Origin of the sequence: Pseudomonas sp. NFIX28 (assembly GCF_900107395.1) — a bacterium.
Taxonomy (GTDB): Bacteria; Pseudomonadota; Gammaproteobacteria; order Pseudomonadales; family Pseudomonadaceae; genus Aquipseudomonas.
Genome location: NZ_FNPW01000007.1, coordinates 265,306 through 280,380 on the forward strand (window position 1 = coordinate 265,306; position 15,075 = coordinate 280,380).

At 63.2% G+C, this 15,075-nt stretch carries 16 protein-coding genes; 6 read left to right on the plus strand and 10 right to left on the minus strand.

What is annotated here, in order from left to right; all coding sequences use genetic code 11:
• From BLV20_RS16075 to pabB, 3 genes are all read left to right on the plus strand, one after another.
• Positions 1–1,533 (plus strand): osmotic stress tolerance membrane protein RloB, encoded by a 1,533-nt coding sequence (locus BLV20_RS16075; RefSeq protein ID WP_092303055.1) that lies wholly within the window; start codon positions 1–3, stop codon positions 1,531–1,533.
• Positions 1,533–2,519 carry an alpha-L-glutamate ligase-like protein gene (locus BLV20_RS16080; RefSeq protein ID WP_092303057.1) on the plus strand — a complete coding sequence of 329 codons (987 nt, stop codon included), beginning with the start codon at positions 1,533–1,535 and terminating at the stop codon, positions 2,517–2,519. Before BLV20_RS16075 ends, BLV20_RS16080 begins: the two co-directional genes overlap by 1 nt.
• Before the next feature lie 256 nt (positions 2,520–2,775).
• Complete coding sequence (gene pabB / locus BLV20_RS16085) at positions 2,776–4,119, plus strand: aminodeoxychorismate synthase component I (RefSeq protein WP_092303059.1); 1,344 nt, start codon at positions 2,776–2,778, stop codon at positions 4,117–4,119.
• 119 nt (positions 4,120–4,238) lie between these two features.
• Here the strand turns inward: pabB and thrH are convergent, their stop codons facing one another.
• Positions 4,239–4,856, minus strand: coding sequence for a bifunctional phosphoserine phosphatase/homoserine phosphotransferase ThrH (thrH, locus tag BLV20_RS16090; protein ID WP_092303061.1), 618 nt, complete (start codon positions 4,854–4,856; stop codon positions 4,239–4,241).
• A gap of 168 nt (positions 4,857–5,024) precedes the next feature.
• Between thrH and BLV20_RS16095 the strand changes: the two genes are divergently transcribed.
• From BLV20_RS16095 to BLV20_RS16105, 3 genes are all read left to right on the plus strand, one after another.
• On the plus strand, positions 5,025–5,759 hold the full coding sequence (locus tag BLV20_RS16095) for a phosphoadenylyl-sulfate reductase (RefSeq protein WP_092303063.1): 735 nt from the start codon (positions 5,025–5,027) through the stop codon (positions 5,757–5,759).
• Between the two features lie 531 nt (positions 5,760–6,290).
• Positions 6,291–7,838: an NCS1 family nucleobase:cation symporter-1 gene (locus BLV20_RS16100; RefSeq protein ID WP_092303065.1), complete on the plus strand. Its 1,548-nt coding sequence runs from the start codon at positions 6,291–6,293 to the stop codon at positions 7,836–7,838.
• A 54-nt stretch (positions 7,839–7,892) separates the two neighbouring features.
• On the plus strand, positions 7,893–8,621 hold the full coding sequence (locus BLV20_RS16105) for an aspartate/glutamate racemase family protein (protein ID WP_025804295.1): 729 nt from the start codon (positions 7,893–7,895) through the stop codon (positions 8,619–8,621).
• A 58-nt stretch (positions 8,622–8,679) separates the two neighbouring features.
• Here BLV20_RS16105 and BLV20_RS16110 read toward each other — a convergent pair whose 3' ends face one another.
• From BLV20_RS16110 to ercA, 9 genes are all read right to left on the minus strand, one after another.
• On the minus strand, positions 8,680–9,375 hold the full coding sequence (locus tag BLV20_RS16110; protein WP_092303067.1) for an HAD-IA family hydrolase: 696 nt from the start codon (positions 9,373–9,375) through the stop codon (positions 8,680–8,682).
• Between the two features lie 187 nt (positions 9,376–9,562).
• Positions 9,563–9,922 (minus strand): hypothetical protein, encoded by a 360-nt coding sequence (locus BLV20_RS16115; RefSeq protein ID WP_092303069.1) that lies wholly within the window; start codon positions 9,920–9,922, stop codon positions 9,563–9,565.
• Entirely contained in the window at positions 9,919–10,107 is a 189-nt protein-coding gene (locus BLV20_RS16120; RefSeq protein WP_092303071.1) for a hypothetical protein, read from the minus strand. The genes BLV20_RS16115 and BLV20_RS16120 overlap by 4 nt, the downstream gene beginning before the upstream one ends.
• Before the next feature lie 42 nt (positions 10,108–10,149).
• On the minus strand, positions 10,150–10,308 hold the full coding sequence (locus BLV20_RS31385; RefSeq protein WP_175540209.1) for a hypothetical protein: 159 nt from the start codon (positions 10,306–10,308) through the stop codon (positions 10,150–10,152).
• A 109-nt stretch (positions 10,309–10,417) separates the two neighbouring features.
• The gene (locus tag BLV20_RS16125) at positions 10,418–10,816 is read right to left on the minus strand and encodes a hypothetical protein (RefSeq protein WP_092303073.1); all 399 of its coding nucleotides are present in this window, start codon (positions 10,814–10,816) and stop codon (positions 10,418–10,420) included.
• 375 nt (positions 10,817–11,191) lie between these two features.
• Positions 11,192–11,626, minus strand: a complete 435-nt coding sequence (locus tag BLV20_RS16130; protein WP_092303074.1) for a hypothetical protein — start codon at positions 11,624–11,626, stop codon at positions 11,192–11,194.
• Between the two features lie 188 nt (positions 11,627–11,814).
• On the minus strand, positions 11,815–12,003 hold the full coding sequence (locus BLV20_RS16135; protein WP_092303076.1) for a hypothetical protein: 189 nt from the start codon (positions 12,001–12,003) through the stop codon (positions 11,815–11,817).
• A gap of 188 nt (positions 12,004–12,191) precedes the next feature.
• Complete coding sequence (locus BLV20_RS16140) at positions 12,192–13,919, minus strand: PAS domain-containing hybrid sensor histidine kinase/response regulator (protein WP_092303078.1); 1,728 nt, start codon at positions 13,917–13,919, stop codon at positions 12,192–12,194.
• Positions 13,903–15,066, minus strand: a complete 1,164-nt coding sequence (ercA, locus tag BLV20_RS16145) for an alcohol dehydrogenase-like regulatory protein ErcA (RefSeq protein ID WP_092303080.1) — start codon at positions 15,064–15,066, stop codon at positions 13,903–13,905. The genes BLV20_RS16140 and ercA overlap by 17 nt, the downstream gene beginning before the upstream one ends.
• Positions 15,067–15,075 lie beyond the last annotated feature (9 nt).

A 15,075-nucleotide genomic window follows, 5' to 3' on the forward strand; every position in this document is an offset into this window, starting at 1 on the left:
ATGCGCTCTCTTACCCTCCATCTGAAAATCCTGATCGCCATCCTGGTGGTGTTGGGCATCTCGGTCACGGCCTATCAGATTTTCGTGCTCGGCATCCCGGTGACCGAAGACGCCACCGACGACCTGTGGAACATCGACGCCAAGGTCGAATTCGTCGCCAACGCCAAGGATCCGATCAAGATCCAGATGTTCGTGCCGCCGCTGAGCCGCGACTATGTCAGCCTGAACGAGAGCTTTATCTCCAATAACTACGGGGTCGCGGTGAACCGCGTCGATGGCAACCGCAAGGTCACCTGGTCGGCCCGCCGCGCCAAGGGCAACCAGACCCTCTACTACCGCCTGGTGCTGACCAAGCGCTACACCGCGGAAAAAGCCAAGATCAAGGGCCCGACCTTCCGCGACAGCATTGCCGTCGAAGGCCCGGAAAAGATCGCCGCCGAAGCCCTGCTCGCGCCGATCCGCCAGCACTCGGCCGACGTCGAGACCTTCATCAGCGAAGCCATCAAGCGAGTCAACAACACCAACGACGACAACGCCAAGATGCTCCTGGCGGGCGATCCGTCGCCGGCGCACAAGGCCAAGATCGTCGACCTGCTGCTGTCCATCGCCCACGTGCCGATGGACAAGGTCCACACCATTCGCCTGGTGGCCGACCAGCCGCAAACCCCGGAACTGTGGCTGCGCAGCTTCAACGGTACCGACTGGCTGTACTTCAACCCGGAAACCGGTGAGCAAGGCCTGCCCAGCGATCGCCTGCTGTGGTGGATCGGCGACGACAACCTGATCACCGTCGATGGCGGCAAGAAAGCCACCGTCACCTTCAGCCTGAACAACAGCGAAATGAACGCCATTCGCCTGGCCAAGCTGACCGACGAGAACACCGACGCCAACTTCCTCGAATACTCGCTGTACGGCCTGCCGCTGCAGACCCAGCAGACCTTCATGATCATGGTGATGATCCCGATCGGCGTGCTGGTGATCCTGGTGCTGCGCAACCTGATCGGCCTGCAGACCCTGGGTACCTTCACCCCGGTGCTGATCGCCCTGGCCTTCCGCGAAACCCAGCTGGGCTTCGGTATCGTGCTGTTCACCGTGATCACCGCGCTCGGGCTGTCGCTCAGGTCCTACCTTGAGCACCTGAAGCTGCAGATGCTGCCGAGGCTCTCGGTGGTGTTGACCTTCGTCGTGGTGCTGATCGCCGCCATCAGCCTGTTCAGCCACAAGCTCGGCCTGGAACGCGGCCTGTCGGTCGCCCTGTTCCCGATGGTGATCCTGACCATGACCATCGAACGCCTGTCGATCACCTGGGAAGAACGCGGCGCCGGCCATGCGATGAAAGTCGCCATCGGCACGCTGTTCGCCGCCTCCCTGGCGCACCTGATCATGAGCGTGCCGGAGCTGATCTACTTCGTCTTCACTTTCCCGGCGATGCTGCTGATCCTGGTGGGCTTCATGCTGGCGATGGGTCGCTACCGCGGCTACCGCCTGACCGAGCTGATCCGTTTCAAAGCCTTCGTCAAGGCTGACTCCTAATGTTCGGCCTGTGGAAGACCTGGAAGGCCCTGGAAGCCCGGGGCATCATGGGGATCAATCGGCGTAACGCAGACTACGTGCTCAAGTACAACAAGCGCAGCCTGTACCCGATCGTCGACGACAAGATCCTCACCAAGGAACGCGCGATCAAGGCCGGCATCCACGTGCCGGAACTGTACGGCGTGATCTCCACCGAGAAGGAAATCGACAAGCTCGACGAGATCATCGGCGGCCGCAACGACTTCGTGATCAAGCCGGCGCAAGGCGCCGGCGGCGACGGCATCCTGGTGATCGCCGACCGCTTCGAAGGGCGCTACCGCACGGTGTCGGGCAAGATCATCAGCCACGAGGAAATCGAGCACCAGATTTCCAGCATCCTCACCGGCCTCTATTCCCTGGGCGGCCACCGTGACCGGGCGCTGATCGAATACCGGGTGACCCCGGACCAGATCTTCAAGAGCATCAGCTACGAAGGCGTGCCGGACATCCGTATCATCGTGCTCATGGGCTACCCGGTGATGGCCATGCTGCGTTTGCCGACCCGCCAGTCCGGCGGCAAGGCCAACCTGCACCAGGGCGCCATCGGCGTCGGCGTCGACCTGGCCACCGGCCTGACCTTGCGCGGCACCTGGCTGAACAACATCATCACCAAGCACCCGGACACCACCAACGCGGTGGACGGCGTGCAACTGCCCTACTGGGACGGCTTCATGAAGCTGGCGGCCGGATGCTACGAGCTGTGCGGTCTGGGCTATATCGGGGTGGACATGGTGCTGGACCAGGAAAAGGGCCCGTTGATCCTCGAGCTCAACGCCCGCCCCGGCCTGAACATCCAGATCGCCAACGACTGCGGCCTCACCCAGCGCACCCACGCCATCGAAGCGCACCTGGAAGAACTGAAAGCCCGCGGCATCAGCGAAACCGTCGAGCAGCGCGTGCAGTTTGCCCAGGACCTGTTCGGCCATATCCCGGCGGTGGAAGGCTGATCCATCGGCATTGACCTGTAGCCGCTGCCGCAGGCTGCGATCGGCCGGCACGGCCGTGGCGTCCTTATGAGCGCTGGAAGACCTTCGGTCTTATCGCAGCCTGCGGCAGCGGCTACAGGGATATGGCAGGCCGCAGGCAAGGCCGCCAAGACCGTCAAGCTGTAAAAGCGCCTATCCCCGACATCCCCACTAGGAGCAAATCCTCGGGGGGACTACAATCGCCAGCCGCGCTCCTCCGATGGCTGATCCGCCCCGCATGCTGACCTGCTCCGTACACCCGTTGCCTTATTGCACCAACCCCGCCGAGTATTTCGCGGCGATCCGTCATGCCCCGGGCGCCGTCCTGCTCGACAGCGGCCGGCCCAGCGCCGAACGCGGCCGCTACGACCTGCTCAGCGCCTGGCCACGCGCCCAACTGGCCGTCCTCGGCGACGAAAGCGGCGAAGCCTTCCTGCAACGCCTGCGCCTCAACCTGGAACAGTTGGGCCAGGCGGCGATTCCCGCGCCTTACCAGCTGCCTTTTGCCGGCGGGCTGATCGGCTACCTGAGCTACGACTTCGGCCGCCATCTGGAACGCCTGCCCAGCCAGGCCCTAGACGATCTGCAACTGCCCGATGCGCGCTTTGGCCTCTACGACTGGGCACTGATCAGCGACCATCAGCAGCAAACCAGCCAACTGGTGTTCCACCCCGCGCTCGCCGCCGACGAACGCCAGCGCCTGATCGCCCTCTTCGGCCAGGCGCCGGCCAGCGCCAATGACAGCTTCAAGCTCAGCGGGCCGATGCTTCCCGACCTCAGCGCCGCGCAGTATCGACAGGCGTTCGAGCGTATCCAGGCGTATATCCAGGCCGGCGACTGCTACCAGGTCAACTTCGCCCAGCGCTTTCGCGCCCCTTGCGCTGGCGATCCATGGGTGGCCTATTGCGCGTTGCGCGCGGCCTGCCCGACGCCTTTTTCCGGGTTCCAGAGCCTGCCCGAAGGCGGCGCGGTGCTCAGCCTGTCACCGGAGCGCTTCGTCCGGGTCAGCGAGCGCCAGGTGGAAACCCGGCCGATCAAGGGCACCCGCCCACGCGGCCAGGACGCCATCGAAGATGCGGCGAACGCCGCCGAACTGCTAGCCAGCCCCAAGGATCGCGCGGAAAACCTGATGATCGTCGACTTGCTGCGCAACGACCTGGGCCGCACCTGCCGCATCGGTTCGGTGCGGGTGCCGGAGTTGTTCAGCCTGGAAAGCTACCCGAACGTGCATCATCTGGTGAGCAGCGTCACCGGCGAGCTGGCGGAGCACAAGGATGCCCTGGACCTGATCGCCGGCAGTTTCCCCGGCGGCTCGATCACCGGCGCGCCGAAGATCCGCGCGATGCAGATCATCGACGAGCTGGAGCCGACCCGACGCGGACTGTATTGCGGTTCGCTGTTGTACCTGGACGTGCGTGGCGAGATGGACAGCTCCATTGCCATCCGCAGCCTGCTGGTCAAGGACGGGCAGGTCTGCTGCTGGGGCGGTGGCGGAATTGTCGCGGATTCGGACTGGCAAGCCGAATATCAGGAATCCATCACCAAGGTGAAGGTTCTGCTGGAGACCTTGCAGGGCCTCTGATCATGCCCCTGTAGCCGCTGCCGAAGGCTGCGATAGGGCCGCAGGCCCTTCAGCGTTGGGGAAGACGCCGCGGCCGTACCGGCCGATCGCAGCCTTCGGCAGCGGCTACAGGTACAGCGTTACAAGCTCAATTCGCGATTCGACGCCTTGAGGAACTCCTGCTTCAGCTCGGCGAAGCTGTGCACCGCCGGGAACTGCGGGAACTCGCGAATCACGTTGTCCGGCGCATGAAACAGAATGCCAGCATCGGCCTCGCCGAGCATGCTGGTGTCGTTGTACGAATCCCCCGCCGCGATCACCCGGTAATACAGGCTCTTGAAGGCCAGCACCGATTGGCGCTTGGGGTCTTTCTGGCGCAGCTGGTAACCCGTTACCCGGCCGCTGTCGTCGGTGAGCAGGCGGTGGCACAGCAGCGTCGGGAAGCCCAGCTGGCGCATCAGCGGCTGGGAAAACTCATAGAAGGTGTCGGACAGAATCACCACCTGGAAACGCTCGCGCAGCCAGTCGACGAACTCGCTGGCGCCGTCCAGCGGCTTGAGGGTGGCGATCACTTCTTGAATATCCGCCAGCTTCAGGCCGTGCTCGTCGAGAATCCGCAGGCGCTGCTTCATCAGCACGTCGTAATCGGGAATATCCCGGGTGGTCGCCCTGAGGGATTCAATCCCGGTTTTTTCGGCAAAGGCGATCCAGATTTCCGGAACCAGCACACCTTCCAGGTCGAGACAGGCAATTTCCACAAGACACTCCCATTTGTATTGGTTATTCGAGCGAGCAAAGGACTGCCGAACTCTAGCGATTCGCCCCGCCCCACGCAACGCAAGGAGCGCGCCAGCCAAGGGCGGATTTTGTTACCATCGCCTGCATCTAGAGCGCTCAGCGCCACCGACCTGTAGGAAACCGCCTTGATGAGCCCATCGTTCGACGTCGCTGAACTCGCCGCGACCTATGCCCAAAAATCCGCCCAGGACATTCTCAAGCTGGCCTTCGCCGAGTTCGGGGATGACCTGTGGATCTCTTTCAGTGGCGCCGAGGATGTGGTGCTGGTGGACATGGCCTGGAAGCTGAACAAGAACGTCAAGGTCTTCAGCCTCGACACCGGGCGCCTGCACCCGGAAACCTACCGTTTTATCGAGCAGGTTCGCGAGCACTACAAGATCGACATCGAAGTGGTTTCGCCGGACCACGCCAAGCTCGAACCCTTCGTCAAGGAAAAAGGCCTGTTCAGCTTCTATAAGGATGGCCACGGCGAGTGCTGCGGGATCCGCAAGATCGAACCGCTGCGCCGCAAGTTGTCTACCGTCCGCGCCTGGGCCACCGGCCAGCGCCGCGACCAGAGCCCGGGCACTCGCAGCCAGGTGGCGGTGCTGGAGATCGACAGCGCCTTCTCCACCCCGGAACGCACCCTGTACAAGTTCAACCCGCTGGCGCAAATGACCAGCGAAGAGATCTGGGGTTACATCCGCATGCTCGAGCTGCCGTACAACAGCCTGCATGAGCGCGGCTTCATCAGCATCGGCTGCGAACCCTGCACCCGCCCGGTCCTGCCGAACCAGCACGAGCGCGAAGGCCGCTGGTGGTGGGAAGAAGCCACGCAGAAGGAATGCGGCCTGCACGCCGGCAATATCATCAGCAAGGGCTAAAGCCCCAACTCCTCTTTCTTCTGTAGGAGCGAAGCTTGCTCGCGAGACGGTGCATCTGACACACCACTTCGCGAGCAAGCTTCGCTCCTACGGCTGCGATAATTCTGTACACACAAGTGTCACTGCAAGTGCCATTTTTGTGTGCAATTTCCATCTCGATGCCCCAAAAGGTTACACCTCGCGCACTGCCTCGCCAGGCAGCGCCCTCCTGCCTTGCCGCCCCGAAAAATAAATACCTGTTCAATCGGTCAATTTATAGTTTCGTAGTTTCAATCAGTTAGTAATTCTTAAGAACAAACCGAAATTATCGAGCGCTGACTTAGATTGGGATCTGGCACGGAAGTGGCTTAAGTCGACTCGCATCTTGTATACAACTTAAATAAAAAATACATACACTTCGCATCCGCAAACCGGGTTCCCGAATCCGTCTGCCGATGCCCAGAACCCAGTGATTCCCGGACCGCGCCGAAGACTGCCGAGCCTTGCGCTCAAGCACAGTCAGCGCGGACCCGCGATCAGGAGCCTGCCGGAATGCGTACAAGTCCTTCCAATAACATCGCACTGGATTTGCCCTCCTCCCCCACTCGCGACCACCTCGCCCCGAGCATTGCCCACGACAACGCTTCGCCGGTCGACCTCAGCCCCCGCCTGCACAACCGCGACCTGGCGCCGACCAAGGTCGAAGGCCGGCGCTGGGGCGGCTACAGCATCTTTGCGCTATGGACCAATGACGTGCACAACATCGCCAACTACTCCTTCGCCATCGGCCTGTACGCCCTGGGCCTGGGCGGCTGGCAGATCCTCCTGTCGCTGGGGATCGGCGCGGCGCTGGTGTACTTCTTCATGAACCTGTCCGGCTACATGGGCCAGAAGACCGGCGTGCCCTTTCCGGTAATCAGCCGGATCAGCTTCGGCATCCATGGCGCGCAGATTCCGGCGCTGATCCGCGCGGTGATCGCCATCGCCTGGTTCGGCATCCAGACGTACCTGGCCTCGGTGGTGTTTCGCGTGTTGCTCACGGCCATCCACCCCGGTTTTGCCGATTACGACCACAACTCGATCCTCGGCCTGTCGAGCCTGGGCTGGGTGTGTTTCGTGGCGATCTGGGCGGTCCAGCTGGCCATCCTCGCCTACGGCATGGAAATGGTCCGCCGCTACGAAGCCTTTGCCGGGCCGGTGATCCTGGTCACCGTTGCCGCCCTCGCCGCCTGGATGTTCGTCCAGGCCGACGCCAGCATCGCCTGGTCGATCCGCGAGCCCCTGAGCGGCGGCGAAATGTGGCGCCAGATCTTTGCCGGCGGTGCGCTGTGGCTGGCGATCTACGGCACGCTGATCCTCAACTTCTGCGACTTCGCCCGCTCCTCGCCCTGCCGCCGCACCATCAAGGTCGGCAATTTCTGGGGGCTGCCGGTGAACATCCTGGTCTTTGCGGGCATCACCGTATTGCTCTGCGGCGCGCAGTTCCAGATCAACGGCAAGATCATCGAAAGCCCGACCGAAATCATCGCCTCGATTCCCAATACCTTCTTCCTGGTGCTCGGCTGCCTGGCCTTTCTGATCGTCACCGTGGCGGTGAACATCATGGCCAACTTCGTCGCCCCGGCCTTCGTGCTCAGCAACCTGGCGCCCAAATACCTGACCTTCCGCCGCGCCGGGCTGATCAGCGCGACCCTCGCGGTGCTGATCCTGCCGTGGAACCTCTACAACAGCCCGCTGGTGATCGTGTACTTCCTTTCCGGGCTCGGTGCCCTGCTGGGGCCGCTGTACGGCGTGATCATGGTCGACTACTGGTTGCTGCGCAAAGGCCGGATCAACGTGCCGGAGCTGTACAGCGAACACCCGCAGGGGACGTATTTCTACAGCCGCGGGGTCAACCTGCGGGCGGTGGCGGCGTTCATTCCGGCGGCGCTGATCGCCATCGTCCTGGCCCTGGTGCCGGGGTTCGCCAGCATATCGCCGTTTTCCTGGCTGATCGGCGCCAGCCTGGCCGGCCTGCTGTACCTGATCATCGCCAAACGCCAGCCCTACTATGCGGATGTCAGCGGCGAATCCATCGCCGTCGATAACATCGGCCACTAACCTTGAACGGCCCGCCTGCGCGGGCCCCGAATACCTCAACGATAAGGACAGCCCATGCGAATTCTCGTGGTCAACGTCAACACCACCGACTCCATCACCCAGGCCATCGCCCGCCAGGCCCAGGCCGTAGCCGCGCCCGGTACTGAAATCATCGGCCTGACCCCCTATTTCGGCGCCGACTCCATCGAAGGCAACTTCGAGAGCTACCTGGCCGCCATCGCCGTCATGGACCGCGTGCTGTCCTACGACCAGCCCTATGACGCGGTGATCCAGGCCGGTTATGGCGAACACGGCCGCGAAGGCCTGCAGGAGCTGCTCAACGTGCCGGTGGTGGACATCACCGACGCCGGCGCCAGCACCGCGATGTTCCTCGGCCACGCCTACTCGGTGGTGACGACCCTGGATCGCACCGTGCCGCTGATCGAAGACCGCCTGAAACTTTCCGGCCTCTACGACCGCTGCGCCTCGGTGCGGGCCAGCGGGTTGGCGGTGCTGGAGCTGGAAGAGGACCCGGCGCGCGCCGTGGAAGCCATCGTGCGCCAGGCCGAGCTGGCGGTCAGCGAAGACAAGGCCGAGGTGATCTGCCTGGGTTGCGGCGGCATGGCCGGCCTGGACGAACAGATCCGCCAGCGCACCGGCGTCCCGGTGGTAGACGGCGTGACGGCGGCGGTGACTATCGCCGAATCCCTGGTGCGCCTGGGGCTGTCCACCTCCAAGGTGCGCACCTACGCCACGCCACGGCCGAAAACCATCATTGGCTGGCCGGGGCGGTTCGGGCGCTGAGCCCGGGCGTATTGCGGGCCGGCGTCTACCTGCCGGGAAGCGCGCTAGCGGCTAGCGTTCAGCTCCACGCCAGCTGCGGCAAACCGCAGGCCGCTGGCTGGAAGCCCTTCAGCGAACGCAGGATGGCATCGGCATGGGCGTACTTGGCGTCCGCCATCGCTGCGTCGGGAATGGCGATTGCGGTCATCCCCGCCGCCTTCGCCGCGGTCACACCGAAAGGCGAATCCTCGAACACCAGGCAATCCGCGGGCGCGACACCCAGGCGCCGCGCGGCGGTGAGGAAGATATCCGGGGCGGGCTTGGCCGCGCCCACTTCCGGGTCGTCGGCGGTGACGATGGTGTCGAACAGCGCGAACCAGTCGCCGTGCAGGGTGGTTTTCTGCGCAAAAGACTGACGCGAAGAACTGGTGCCCACGGCAATCGGCACCTTATTGGCCTTCAGGTGCTGCACCAGCTCCTGCGCCCCGGGCATGGCCAGCGCGCGGGGAAAACGCTCGCGCATCAGCGGCTCGCGAATCACCAGGAACTCCTCCGGCGTGATCGGCAAGTCCAGGGCCTCGACCACGTAGCGGGCCAGGTCCGCGGCGCCACGGCCGATGATGTTCTGCTTGACGCTCCAATCGAAGGTGCGGCCGTAACGATCGGCGATGATTTGCGTCACCTCGGTGTAGATGCCTTCGGTGTCCAGCAACAAGCCGTCCATATCGAAAATCACGGCCTTGATCGGGCCCACATCGTTCAACTGTGCATTCATCGCATCTGATCCGTTAACAAAAATCATCCCGGGGAGCGGCTCAGGTACGGCCAGTTTTTGCCCGATTAAAGGGTTCAGCAGCATAGCCGCGGCGGATGACGGCGAGCAACCTCGGGGCAACCTGCAGGCAGAGAAAAGCCCGGACAAGCCGGGCTCGATTGTCGCTGGGGTGAATGCACAACGCCTGTCAGCGCCCCGCGCGTCCGCTGCCGCCTCCGGGACCGCCTGTACCGCCCCCCGCGCTGCCGGTTCCACCGCCGGCACCGCCGCCGCCCATGATGGATCCATTGACCCCGGTGGTGCCCATGCCGCCCTGGCTGGAAGAGGCGCGCGGCGTATCGACCCGCGAGCGGCTGCCGGTGACGCCGACACCATTGCCGCCCAGGGCCCCTGGCCGGAGCATGACACCGTTACCGGAGCCGCCCTCGAACGGTTTCGCGGAAGGATTGGCCGGCGCGCGTCCGTCAGCGGACTCTGCCAGGCTGGTGAAACACAAGCTCGAGACCAGGGCGACCAGCACCAGGCTCAGCAGTTTCGCGCGGCTCACGACGAACCTCCCGGGGCGCCAGGGCGCTTGTCCTTGCCCGCCTTGCGCGCCGGCCGGGATCGAGCCGATCGCTGCTCGGCGTTGACGTCCGGGAGGATCTGTTCGGGGCTCAGCGCATCCGTCGGCGAAGGCAGCGGATATTCGGGCGTTTCATCCTTGTCGATTGGTTTCGGATCACGCTTCATATGCACCTCACACCGACCGCGTCGGCGTGTTGGAGGCCGTTCTCAGGAGTCGGGCTTCTCCGATTCCTCTGCCTCATCGTCTTCAATCAGCGGCACCAGGGCTTCATCCATCAGCGAACCCGGGTCTTCATTGCCCGGATCGTTGAGCTGGGGTACGCCCGAGTCGTCCGGTTCTTCATTGCCTGGCGTTTCTGGGATCATGGCAAACCTCGTCGACACAGTGCCCATCATTGAATTCGAGGGGCTGGAGCGATTTTCGTTCCCATAAAAAAGCCCGGCACGGGGCCGGGCTCTTGGTGATGCCGCACAATCAATCGTGCTTGTGTTTCTTGTGCTTCTTACCGGAGTGGCCATCGTCACCCATGCTGTTGCCCAAGGCGCCACCCGCGGCACCGCCGAGGCCCGCGCCGATGGTCGAGCCGGTGCTGCCGCCCAGTTTGTTGCCGATCACCGAGCCGCCGGCCGAACCCAGGCCGCCACCAATGGCCGCCTCGGTACGGCTGCCTTTCTTGGCGCCAACGGCACTGCCGGCAGCGCCGCCAAGGCCCGCGCCCACCGCAGCACCGGTGCTGCCGCCAATCTGCTGTCCCACCACATTGCCCAGCGCGCCACCCAAACCGCCGCCGACCGCAGCAGTGCCATCATTGGCGGCCATTGCACCTTGAGCGGCCAGAAGCCCCAAAACCAGAGCAGGCAGTGTTAAACGCATGATGTAAACCTCGAAAAAGATGCTGGAGAGTCATTCTAAAGCGGTGTCTGACCAAAGCTGAGTGGCGACAGCTAAACGCTGCAATCCTTTTAGTCCCAGTGTTGGACCGCTTTTGTGCAAAGAGTTTTCTTCCAGGCAAAAAAAAGCCCGCTGGGGGACGGGCTGATAGGAGTTGCTTTAACGGATGAGTCGAGCCTACGCAGTCGTTTGTGAAGAAAGTGTGAAAAACACTTCCGTCGTCGACAAAGGGATGAATGGTATGTTTTCCCCTTGTCCGACCTTGCATGCTCGTTCGTGAAGACCCAGCGCCACTGCCGGAAACAGGGCGCTGGATCGACACGAGGGTCACGCAGATGACCTGTTCAGGCGACAGGTTTACTTGATGCTACGGATGTTGCCTTTGTTGCCTTTGACAGTGACCGATACCTTCTTGAAGACGAAGTAGTTTTCTTCGCTGACTTCATAACGCGGCGCGACGATCAGGTCGGCACCGGAAGCGGTGACGGCCTTGTAGGCGGCCGCGGACTTCACTGCGCTGACCGGATCCAGCATGCCCAGGCCACCGCCGGTGCCGCCACCGTAAGTCACACCATCAGCGAACTGGCTGTCGCCACCGAACTTGAATACGCCGAACAGAACGTTCACCGAAGACTGGCCCGAAATCGCCTCGCCTACCGCAACGTCAGCCTTGAGGTCGGCCTTGACCTGGCTGTCGATGGGCGCCGCAGGCTGGCTGATGTTGTAGCTGGTGCAACCGCTGGCCGCAGCGATGAGGGTCGAGAGGGCAACGAGTTTGAAAACCTTGTTCACTGGTTTACTTCCTTATAACGGGTCAAAAACAACATGCCGGCAGCATGCCGCTTCCCACATCAAATGTGAGGGAATGGACCTTATCGTTGTAGGAAAATCAGTAATATGGGAGTTATCTCAACACCAGATGGATAATTCTGAAGTTCAGATCGAAAAACCCCGCACCAAGGCGGGGTTTCTGTATGGAATTAGCGTCTTACTACCGGCGCCACTTTCGGGAAGAACTTTGTCTGGGTCACCCTGGGCAACGTACTGCGTCTGGTCTTGCCCGCCGACGCCTTGGTCGGTGATTCACTTTCAAACGCTGCTTGACCGCAGCGCACCAGATTGTTGATTGGGAATTCGTCCCCGTTATCCTCGATATAAGGATCAGTCATCTCCTTGCTCCCTCCAACAACCGGACGATATCGGCAAACGACTGATTGCCTGGAAAATATCGACCGTCACGGCTTTTCAGACTAGACGGTCATTTAAAGACTTTTGGTTCATTAAGGAAAAGCCCGACGAATGGCCCGCAGTGACCACGCTTGTCACGTGCTCGACCTGAAGGCCGATCGGCAGGTGCCTAGCCGAGCAACTGGCTCAACACCGCCCGCAGCTTGCCGGGCTTGACCGGCTTGTTCAGCAGCGGCGCGCCGAGCTTCTGCAAGGCCCGCCGGCAGTGGTCGCTGCGATCGGCGGTGATGATCACCGCCGGGATGGCCTGCTGGAAATACTCGCGCAAGTGGCGGACCACCTCGCACCCCACGACCCCATGATCCAGGTGGAAGTCCGCCAGGATCAGTTCCGGTGCCCGCCCCTGCAATGCCAGCAGCGCACCGGCTTCGTCGGTCGCGGTGAGCACTTCGCAGCCCCACTGCTCCAGCAGCGCGCCCATGCTCTGGAGGATGCTGACTTCGTTGTCCAGCACCAGCAAGCGGCGGCCCGGCAGCGGGTTGCCGGTGGTCGGCTGCGACGCGACCTGATGAATGGGCAACGGCATTTCTTCGCCCAGCGGCACCTCGATGCTGAACATCGAACCGCGTCCCGGCACCGAACGGACCTCGACACTGTAGTCGAGAATTCGCGCAATGCGTTCGACGATGGCCAGCCCCAGGCCTACCCCCTTGCGCTCGGAGGCCCGCCCGACGTCCAGCTGGTTGAATTCGAGGAAGATCGAATCCAGGCGGTCGGCGGGAATGCCCCGGCCGGTGTCCCAGACCTCCAGGCGCAGCACCTGCCCGCGGCGTCGGCAGCCCAGCAGGATGCTGCCCTGCTCGGTATAGCGGCAGGCATTGCTGAGGAAGTTGCGCAGGATGCGCGACATCAGCCGCAGGTCGGTGCGGATCGCGAAATCGCCCATGTGCACCCGCAGGTCCAGGCCGGCCGCCTCGGCCACCGAGCGGAACTCCGAGACCAGCGGGCCAAGCAGCTCATCGAGGCGGTACAGGGCGATGTCCGGCTTGACCGCCGCCTGGTCGAGCCGGGAAATGTCCAACAGGTCGGTGAGCAGGTCTTCGGCGCCTTCCAGCGCCTGGTGAGTGCGCTCGACCAGCACCTGCTCGACGCTGGGCAACTGGCGCTCGCGCAAGGTGGCGATCAACAGGCGCGCCGCGTTCAGCGGTTGCAGCAAGTCGTGGCTGGCGGCGGCCAGGTATTTGTCCTTGCTGCGGTTGGCCGCCTGCGCCGCATCCCGGGCATCGCGCAGGGCCTGCTCGATCTGCTCGCGCTGGGTGATCTGCTGTTGCAGGTTACGGTTGGCTTCGAGCAGTTCGTCGGTGCGCGCCGCGACCCGCAATTCCAGCTCATCGTTGAGCGCCTGCAAGCGCTGCTGGGCCAGCTTGCGGTCGGTGATGTCGGCGACGAAGCCTTCCACCACGCCGTCCTGGTCGGGCTTGAGCAGCAGGTTCATCAGCACATCGATATGGCTGCCGTCCTTGCGCCGCAATTGGGTTTCGTAGCCGAGCAGGCTGCGCTGGCCCTGCAACGCGTCGCCGATGTCCTGCAGTTCCTGCGCGCCGCCGACGAACAGCTGGCTTGCCAGGTCGTCCAGGGAAAACAGCACGTCCTGCGGGGTCTGGTAACCCAGCATATGCGCCAGCGCCGGGTTGGCGGCGCGCATGCCGTGTTGCAGGCTGGCCTGGAAAATCCCGTGCACGGCGTGCTCGAACAGCCATTTGTAGCGATTGCGTTCGGCTTCCAGCTCGTCGAGACGCGCCGCCAGCTCCGGGTAATGGCTCTTGCGAGCCGAGTGGTTACCGAGCCCCAGCAGCCCGGTCAGCGCTCGTTGCTGTTCGTCAGAGGGCTTCGCCATAGACAACCTCGACGTCACGCTGGCTCGACTCACGAGGGTTGGTGAGGATGCACGGGTCGTCCATCGCATGCTGCGACAGGAACGGAATGTCGGCCATGCTGACGCCGTGCAGGCCCAGGGTTTCGTGGAAGCCGATGGCGTGTTTCAGAGCGATCAGGTGTTCCACCAGGCGCCCGCAGATCTGCCGATGGTTGAGGCCCCGGCAGTCGATGCCGAAGACCTCGGCGATCACCTTGAAACGCTCCGGCGCCGAGCTGTAGTTGAAGGCCACCACGTGCTCGACCAGCACCGCGTTGCATAACCCGTGGGGCAGGTCGAGGAAACCGCCGAGGCTGTGGGACATGGCGTGGACCGCGCCGAGGATCGCGTTGGAGAACGCCAGCCCGGCCTGCATGCTGCCGAGCATGATCTTCTCGCGCAGGGCGATGTCGCTCGGGTTGGCGATCATCTGCACCAGGTTGCCGTTGATCAGCCGCATGGCCTCCAGCGCATGCGGGTCGGTCAGCGGGCCATGGCCGGTGGAGACGAAGGCCTCGATGGCATGCACCAGCGCGTCGATGCCGGTGCAGGCGGCCAGGAACGGATCCATGCTCAGGGTGGTTTCCGGGTCGATCAACGACACGTCCGGCACCACCGCCTTGCTGACGATGGAAAACTTCATCCGCTCCTGCTGGTTGGAAATGATCACGAACTGCGAGACGTCGGCCGAGGTGCCGGCGGTGGTGGGAATCAGGATCAGCGGCGGGCTTGGCACGCGGATCGTGTCCACGCCTTCGAATTCGAGGATGCTGCGCCCGTGAGCGACGACGATGCCGATGCCCTTGCCGCAATCCATCGGGCTGCCGCCGCCGACGGCGACGATCACGTCGCAATGGTTGGCGCGGTAGATTTCGGCGCCGAGCATCACCTCCTCCACCCGTGGGTTGGGCGAGACGCCGCTGTACAGGCAGTAATCGATACCCTGGGCCTGCAGGCTGGCCTCGACATCGGCGACCCAGCCGGCGGCGATCACCCCGGGGTCGCTGACCACCAGCACCTTGCGCGCGCCGAAGGTCTTGGCGTAATTGCCGACGTTGTGCCGGCTGCCGGCACCAAAGATGATTTCAGGCGAAACGAATTTACGCAGCTGGCTGAGATTCTGGCTCATTGGAAAGCC

What these genes read in the sequence shown, in the direction of transcription:
- BLV20_RS16075 (WP_092303055.1), top strand. Translation starts at nt 1, where the DNA reads ATGCGCTCTCTTACCCTCCATCTGAAAATCCTGATCGCCATCCTGGTG.
- BLV20_RS16080 (WP_092303057.1), top strand. Translation starts at nt 1,533, where the DNA reads ATGTTCGGCCTGTGGAAGACCTGGAAGGCCCTGGAAGCCCGGGGCATC.
- pabB (WP_092303059.1), top strand. Translation starts at nt 2,776, where the DNA reads ATGCTGACCTGCTCCGTACACCCGTTGCCTTATTGCACCAACCCCGCC.
- BLV20_RS16095 (WP_092303063.1), top strand. Translation starts at nt 5,025, where the DNA reads ATGAGCCCATCGTTCGACGTCGCTGAACTCGCCGCGACCTATGCCCAA.
- BLV20_RS16100 (WP_092303065.1), top strand. Translation starts at nt 6,291, where the DNA reads ATGCGTACAAGTCCTTCCAATAACATCGCACTGGATTTGCCCTCCTCC.
- BLV20_RS16105 (WP_025804295.1), top strand. Translation starts at nt 7,893, where the DNA reads ATGCGAATTCTCGTGGTCAACGTCAACACCACCGACTCCATCACCCAG.
- BLV20_RS16110 (WP_092303067.1), bottom strand. Translation starts at nt 9,375, where the DNA reads ATGAATGCACAGTTGAACGATGTGGGCCCGATCAAGGCCGTGATTTTC.
- BLV20_RS16120 (WP_092303071.1), bottom strand. Translation starts at nt 10,107, where the DNA reads ATGAAGCGTGATCCGAAACCAATCGACAAGGATGAAACGCCCGAATAT.
- BLV20_RS31385 (WP_175540209.1), bottom strand. Translation starts at nt 10,308, where the DNA reads ATGATCCCAGAAACGCCAGGCAATGAAGAACCGGACGACTCGGGCGTA.
- BLV20_RS16125 (WP_092303073.1), bottom strand. Translation starts at nt 10,816, where the DNA reads ATGCGTTTAACACTGCCTGCTCTGGTTTTGGGGCTTCTGGCCGCTCAA.
- BLV20_RS16135 (WP_092303076.1), bottom strand. Translation starts at nt 12,003, where the DNA reads ATGACTGATCCTTATATCGAGGATAACGGGGACGAATTCCCAATCAAC.
- BLV20_RS16140 (WP_092303078.1), bottom strand. Translation starts at nt 13,919, where the DNA reads ATGGCGAAGCCCTCTGACGAACAGCAACGAGCGCTGACCGGGCTGCTG.
- ercA (WP_092303080.1), bottom strand. Translation starts at nt 15,066, where the DNA reads ATGAGCCAGAATCTCAGCCAGCTGCGTAAATTCGTTTCGCCTGAAATC.